Below are 6,794 nucleotides of genomic sequence, written 5' to 3' on the forward strand. Positions count from 1 at the left end.
CACTTACACCCCGCGGCCTAAAATAGTTGCACCAGCTGAGGCATATTATCTATCAGCCGCGCCGCAGCGCAGAGCGCCCAGCCTTAACATTTATTCTATGGTTTCTTTATCACTATTGCTTTGGTACACTTATAGCAAGATTGATCCTCAATTAACTTTAAGAAAACATTTAGGTATACCGGAGTAAAAAACCATTCTAACAAAACACATACGGTAAACAGCCTGTTACCCTTTCTCCAACTACGGCCTTTTCAAGCGCCACTATTAAAGATCCCAAACAGAATAACGATTAGCAGAACAGCTGATCATCATCATCGGTTGATCGTACAATACTGCATAATATTGCTATCTCTCTTGCATATTCTAAAATATCAAATCTATGAGGCAGCTACTATTATTATGCGGCATATTTTCCTCCCTGTTGTATATCTGCGCCGACATTATTTCCGGCGCCACCTGGGAAGGCTATAGCTATACATCACAGGCCATTAGTGAGGTGATGGCAATAGATGCGCCGTCAAGGCCTGTAGCGGTCCCGTTTTTTGTCATCTATGATATCCTGGTGACCGCATTTGGGACCGGCTTACTGTTGCTGGCTTCACAAAGGCGCCTGCATTTTGCCGGTGGATTGATCATAGGGATCGGGATCACTGGCCTGGTAACAACCTTATTCTTTCCAATGCATTTACGGGGTGAAGAAAGTAATTTTACTGATACCATGCATATTGTCCTTACCGGTGTCACCACCCTGCTTATTGTGCTGGCAATGGGATTCAGCGCTGCTGCGGGTAGAAAAGGTTTCAAGCTATATACCATCTTAACAATATTGGTGCTGCTGATATTTGGCGCCATAGCCGGGATGGATGGCCCCAGGATAGCAGCACAGCAGCCAACGCCATGGCTGGGAGTGACGGAACGGATCACCATCGGGGTATATCTTATATGGATAGCAAAGCTGTCTATGTTAATGTTTACTTCATTGTCCCCACGCCCGGGCAACATTCTCAACTCAGCCAAGCCTTAAATACCTGCTGTATATTTTCCAGACAGGTTTGCGATGTAACACCTCTGATAAATGACCCTCATCACCCTTTGAATTGATAGCAGTCATTTGCCTCAATTTCCCCGCGGGATAACTTAGTATCATTGATATTGCCCGGACAGATTCTTCCTTAACACGATAAAAAAGCTTATATGGACGGGCCGTTTCGGAGAACCGGAAGAAGTAGCTGAAGCAGTGGTCTGGTTCTGCTCCAATGCAGCCTCTTTTATAACAGGCCATGCCTTAACAGTAAATGGAGGGTAGCAGGCATCCTGAATACCATATACATACAGCCGTAAAACTGAAGCACGCTCATACACTATAAATTTCCAGATATGAAACCGCCTGACAAAGCAGTTGCCACGATCACAACCTACCTGCAATTTTCTTTTTTCCTGGCTGTTATCCTGTATTTTGGCAAAACGCTGTTCATTCCCTTATTCTTTGGGCTGTTGGTGGCGATGGTCATGTACCCGGTATGCAAATGGCTGGAGCAGAGAGGATGGAGCAGGACTTTCTCAACCACCATATCGCTGGCCATCGTAATATCATTGTTCGTTCTGCTGCTTGGCTTGCTGGTATGGCAATTAAAAGTATTCCTGCATGACTGGCCACAGATAGCACACAAGCTGGAGGCCGTCCTTTCAGATCTGCAGATCTGGGTATCAGATCAGCTGAATATTCCGCCCGACAGGCAAAGCGGCTGGCTACGGAATATGATGACGAACACCGGAAGTATTATAAGCGGCATGTTACAGGGAACGCTTAGCACAACCATTAATACAAGCTTTATCTTATTCATGATCCCGGTATTTGCAGCCCTGTTCCTCTATCACCGCGGTGTATTTGTGCGGTACCTGCATATTGTTGCAGGTCCTGCTTACAGGTCAAGGCTGAATGGCATTCTGCAGCAGGTGATCCATACCTACTTTAACTATATCAAAGGAATGATACTCGTGTATATCATTGTAGGTACGCTGAACAGTGCGGGTTTACTGGCGCTTGGCATCCCGCATGCCATTCTTTTCGGCATGCTTACCGCTATTATGACCATCATCCCTTATATCGGGATCATTGTCAGTGCGCTATTGCCCATCAGCGTTGCCTGGACCACAAAGGGATCTATCTGGTATCCGCTTGGAGTAATAGGCATCTTTTCATTCGTACAATACCTGGAAGCCAATGTTATTTTCCCGAGAGTAGTAGGGGCTCAGCTAAATGTGAGCACCTGGGCCACCTTAGTGGCTATCCTTGCAGGGGGCATTCTATGGGGCGTATCCGGCATGGTGCTGTTCATCCCGTTCGTAGCTATTCTAAAAATAGCAACAGATAACCTGGAAGAGCTAAAAGGATTGAACCTGCTGCTCAGCCGCAGGCCTTGATGGTTTATGACAGGCATCAACACGGTGGGTGCCCGCCGTCATTTTTTTCCGTTATGCCGCAATGTAGCTTTATTACTAAATACATTTGCCATGAATAAGATCCTCCTGGCTTTCGATGGGGCAAACGTTTCCGGGGGAGCGTTTGAATTTGCCCGCAGGCTGAATGAGCAGGAACCCATCCTGCTTGTAGGCGCCTTTTTACCACAAACAGATCTTTCTGCATCCTGGAGCTACAACGCCGGCGAAGGACCTTTGCATATACCTGCGGTGGAATCTTCCGTGTCAGAAATGATATCGGAAAACATGCTGCAATTTGAAGCCGTATGCAAAAGCAATGATATTGAGTGCAGGATCCATGAGCATTTTCATCAGCTGGCGATGCCGGAGCTGGTGAAAGAAACCCGTTTTGCCAACCTGCTGATCGTGGGCAGTGAGAAATTCTTTGGCGGCGATACCGCCTATCTTACCGATCTGCTGCACGACGCGGAATGCCCGGTATTGGTGTTGCCGGAGGAGTTCAGCTGGCCGGAGCAGCTTGTGCTGGCCTATGATGGCAGCCAGGCATCGGTTTTTGCGATCAGGCAGTTCTGCTATCTGTTTCCCGGACTGTGCGGGCTGCCGGCAACGCTCGTATATGTGGGGCCAGCGAATGATAAAGATGGATCCCTGCCGGACGAACCCTATGTAGAGGAGCTGGCAGCAGGTCTTTTCAGTAACCTGGACATCCGTCACCTTGAGCTTGACTCCAGGAATGGCTTTGCGGCATGGCTTAGCGGCCTTCCGGCTCCGCTGCTGATCAGCGGTTCTTTCGGCCGTTCCCTCTTGTCACAGGCTTTCAGGGAGAGCTTCGCTCAAAAGGTAGTCGATTATCAGCTTATACCTGTATTCATTGCCCATAAATAACATTTTATGCAATACCCGTTATATCATCCGCAACCACAGCTACATCCGCGGCTTTTAGCCGCTTTCCTGCAATTCATGGAATGGGCCACTGCTATATTGCTGACGATCGCTGCATTCCCGCTGTTAAAACAGGCCGGTATGTTCCTTTTAACAGAGCTGTATGAAGTGTTCATCCAGTATCAGTATCTTTTTTAGCGGGATATTTTCCTGTTTGGAATATGGATCACAGTGCCTGCTTTTCTTCTTCACTGAAGTATAATTATTCATACCTAAAATAACAACTATGGAAAACGTTCAACTTTGCCAGAGCTGCAGTATGCCAATCAACGACCCCGCAATGGCCGGCACGGAAAAAGACGGCTCTCCCAGCCGGGAATATTGCAAATACTGCTACCAGAACGGTGCATTCACAAACCCTGATATGACACTGGATGATATGTACTCAGTAGTAAAACGGGAGATGGAAAAACGGAATATCAGCCAGGATACCATTACCCTGGCTTCCAATAGCCTGCCTTATTTAAAACGCTGGCAGAAAAAAGCGCAATAAGAGCAGGATACTATTACACCTCAACACTTTCCAGCGCTTTTAAAAAACCGGAGATCTCAGGCGCCCAGGTATCGGGATCCTGCGATTGTATCCTGTACATGGATCCGTTCTTTGGCTGCTTACCCTCTTCCACAGGCAGCTTGCCGATCTCTAATTCAGCTACAGCTGCAGGTGTCTTTCCTGTCAGTAGCTTTAACTCCTGCAGCAGCTTTTCCTTTTGTCCCTGTCTTCCGCCGCAAACGGTTAAGAAAGCATATTCTTTCAGATGATCCTTTTCTTTGTCAATGAATGATTTCATAGGGTTGGCAATATGTGCGTTCCACACCGGCGACATTAGTATTACCATATCATATTTCCGCAGATCAACGGGAAACAGCTCAATCCTGGGCCTCCGGTCAAAAAGCATATCCAGTAAAATGGTGAGCCACGTTCTGCGCTTAGGCTCCAGGATGCTGAAGGCCTCGCAATTTAAACGGCGCTGAAGCTCCCGGTAAAGTGATTCGTTGTTGCCGGTAAAAGAATAGTATATGATTATCTTTTTCATAAAACGTGTTTTTCGGAACAGCGGTACAACATTCACTGTTCTATTACCGTTTGATGCTTCCGCCATTATTTCCGGATATGCCGATGTATGATGAACGGCAGTCTGGCGCCTGATCACCGTCATTCTGCAACACCTGGATCAACAGTTACCTTTAGCATACATATATACCCAGGTAATGATAAACGATCCATCCTTAACATATGTAACAAAAGCCGGTGGCTACACAGCTCCCTTTTCGTCAGAAAAAGTACGGGCATCCCTTGAACGGGCCGGCGCCAGCCCAAAGGCCATAGATGCCGTAATACAGGAGCTGAGCCTGCGGGCGTACCCGGGTATGCCTACGCATATGGTGCACAAAATAGCCTTTAACCTGCTCCGTAAATTTTCGCGCCCGGCTGCCGGCCGCTATCATCTTAAGCAGGCCATATTTGAGCTGGGGCCAACAGGCTTTCCGTTTGAACAGTTCATTGCCGCCCTGTTCCAGCAGGCAGGTTTTGCAGCTGTTACCAACCAGGTAATAAACGGGCGATGTGTAAAACACGAAATAGATATCCTTGCAGTAAAACAATCCCATTACCATATTATAGAATGCAAATATCACCAGTTAGCCGGCACGCATTGCGATGTAAAAACGCCGCTGTATGTACAGGCCCGCTTTAAGGACATTGAATCCGGGTGGGCAGCAGCCGGCGGAAAAGAAGCCACTGCGTGCCAGGCCTGGCTGGTGACCAATACGCGTTTTACGCAGGATGCGCTCCAATACGGGCAGTGTGCCGGTTTACACCTTATGTCGTGGGACTTTCCCAATGGTAAAAGCCTGAAAGATGTGATCGATAAAACCGGCCTGTATCCTGTTACCTGCCTTACAACGCTTAACCGCAATGAAAAGCAGCGGCTGCTGGCAAAAGGCGTAGTGCTTTGTGAAACGCTTGCCGAACATCCCTCCCACTTCGATGCCGCGGGCATATCACCTCATAAGAAGGCCGCCGCTATAGCTGAAGCACAGCACTTATGCAATAAGATGGTGAAAATGGAATGGGTATGAAGCATATATAGTCTTTGTTATGTGACAAAAGTTACCATCATCCTCCCTGCCTTGTACCAACTTTGTATAAAATAACAAAGCATGATCCTGTTAGGTTACATAGCAGCCATCCTCATCGGACTTTCACTGGGACTTATTGGCGGCGGCGGCTCCATATTAACGGTGCCAGTGCTGGTATACCTGTTCCATATAGCGCCTTTGCCGGCCACCTCCTATTCACTGTTCATTGTAGGCTTAACCAGCCTGGTGGGCGCTTACAGCAACTTAAAGGAGCACCAGGTAAGCATATCCACAGCGTTATGGTTTGGCGCAGCCTCGGTTATAACAGTGCTGATTACACGCCGTTTCTTAATACCAGCTATACCTGACACACTATTCTTTGCCGGCAGCTTTGCAATAACTAAATCATTTGCCATTATGGTGCTGTTTGCAATACTGATGCTGTTTGCTTCCATATCCATGATAAGACCGGACAAAGCAGCCGTACCGCAGGCCCGCAATAACTACGAAAAAAAACATCATATACAGCTGATCATATACGGCTTGCTCATAGGGCTGGTGACCGGCGTATTGGGCGCAGGCGGCGGTTTTCTGCTGATACCTGCCCTGGTATTACTGGTAAAGCTTCCCATGAAAAAGGCTATCGGCACCTCTCTTTTTATCATCGCCATTAACTCGCTCATCGGTTTCCTGGGTGATGCAGGGCACTACCCCATTCACTGGCCGCTGTTACTCAGCATAAGTATATTGGCTATTGTGGCTGTGCTTGCGGGCAATGTGCTGAAACGCAAAATTGACGGCAGCCGGCTTAAAAAGGGCTTTGGCTGGTTTGTGCTGATAATGGGTATTTATATTATTACCAGGGAGCTGTTCATGTAAAAGGCAAACAATCATTTTTCATATTTAAAACCTTCCATTATGCATATTGAACAAATTTATACCGGCTGCCTTGCGCAGGGCGCATATTACATTGAAAGTAACGGAGAGGCCGTGATCATTGATCCGCTGCGCGAAACAGCGCCTTATATTAAACGGGCTGAAAAAGACGGAGCGCGTATAAAGTACATTTTTGAAACACACTTCCATGCAGATTTTGTAAGCGGCCACCTGGACCTGGCCCATAAAACCGGCGCTGCCATTGTTTACGGGCCAACAGCCAAACCGGATTTTACCGCCCATGTGGCAGCAGATAATGAGGTGCTGCAGGTAGGCAACATTACCTTTACTGTACTGCATACACCGGGCCATACCATGGAAAGCAGCTGTTACCTGCTGAAGGATGAGCAGGGCAAAGCCACCGGCCTGTTTACCGGCGATACCCTGTTCAT

At 47.6% G+C, this 6,794-nt stretch carries 11 protein-coding genes; 10 read left to right on the forward strand and 1 reads right to left on the reverse strand.

Annotated features, from left to right (window positions below; all coding sequences use genetic code 11):
• From VIM87_RS28630 to VIM87_RS28660, 7 genes are all read left to right on the forward strand, one after another.
• Positions 1–187, forward strand: a 187-nt coding sequence (locus VIM87_RS28630; protein ID WP_332000294.1) for a hypothetical protein, incomplete at its 5' end; no start/stop codon positions are given.
• Positions 188–379: 192 nt separating this feature from the next.
• Entirely contained in the window at positions 380–1,024 is a 645-nt protein-coding gene (locus tag VIM87_RS28635; RefSeq protein WP_332000295.1) for a DUF998 domain-containing protein, read from the forward strand.
• A gap of 156 nt (positions 1,025–1,180) precedes the next feature.
• Positions 1,181–1,306 carry an SDR family oxidoreductase gene (locus tag VIM87_RS28640; protein ID WP_332000304.1) on the forward strand — a complete coding sequence of 42 codons (126 nt, stop codon included), beginning with the start codon at positions 1,181–1,183 and terminating at the stop codon, positions 1,304–1,306.
• A gap of 71 nt (positions 1,307–1,377) precedes the next feature.
• Positions 1,378–2,424, forward strand: coding sequence for an AI-2E family transporter (locus VIM87_RS28645; RefSeq protein WP_332000296.1), 1,047 nt, complete (start codon positions 1,378–1,380; stop codon positions 2,422–2,424).
• A gap of 90 nt (positions 2,425–2,514) precedes the next feature.
• Complete coding sequence (locus VIM87_RS28650; RefSeq protein ID WP_332000297.1) at positions 2,515–3,327, forward strand: universal stress protein; 813 nt, start codon at positions 2,515–2,517, stop codon at positions 3,325–3,327.
• 6 nt (positions 3,328–3,333) lie between these two features.
• Positions 3,334–3,522 carry a hypothetical protein gene (locus VIM87_RS28655; RefSeq protein WP_332000298.1) on the forward strand — a complete coding sequence of 63 codons (189 nt, stop codon included), beginning with the start codon at positions 3,334–3,336 and terminating at the stop codon, positions 3,520–3,522.
• An 88-nt stretch (positions 3,523–3,610) separates the two neighbouring features.
• Positions 3,611–3,877, forward strand: a complete 267-nt coding sequence (locus VIM87_RS28660) for a zinc ribbon domain-containing protein (protein ID WP_332000299.1) — start codon at positions 3,611–3,613, stop codon at positions 3,875–3,877.
• Between the two features lie 13 nt (positions 3,878–3,890).
• Here the strand turns inward: VIM87_RS28660 and VIM87_RS28665 are convergent, their stop codons facing one another.
• Positions 3,891–4,421, reverse strand: coding sequence for a hypothetical protein (locus tag VIM87_RS28665; protein ID WP_332000300.1), 531 nt, complete (start codon positions 4,419–4,421; stop codon positions 3,891–3,893).
• A gap of 175 nt (positions 4,422–4,596) precedes the next feature.
• Between VIM87_RS28665 and VIM87_RS28670 the strand changes: the two genes are divergently transcribed.
• From VIM87_RS28670 to VIM87_RS28680, 3 genes are all read left to right on the forward strand, one after another.
• Positions 4,597–5,466 (forward strand): restriction endonuclease, encoded by an 870-nt coding sequence (locus tag VIM87_RS28670; protein ID WP_332000301.1) that lies wholly within the window; start codon positions 4,597–4,599, stop codon positions 5,464–5,466.
• 81 nt (positions 5,467–5,547) lie between these two features.
• Positions 5,548–6,345: a sulfite exporter TauE/SafE family protein gene (locus tag VIM87_RS28675; RefSeq protein ID WP_332000302.1), complete on the forward strand. Its 798-nt coding sequence runs from the start codon at positions 5,548–5,550 to the stop codon at positions 6,343–6,345.
• Between the two features lie 39 nt (positions 6,346–6,384).
• A partial coding sequence (locus VIM87_RS28680; RefSeq protein WP_332000303.1) for an MBL fold metallo-hydrolase occupies positions 6,385–6,794 on the forward strand: 410 nt, incomplete at its 3' end.

The sequence above is a fragment of the Chitinophaga sp. genome (genome assembly GCF_036569125.1).
Lineage (GTDB): Bacteria > Bacteroidota > Bacteroidia > Chitinophagales > Chitinophagaceae > Chitinophaga.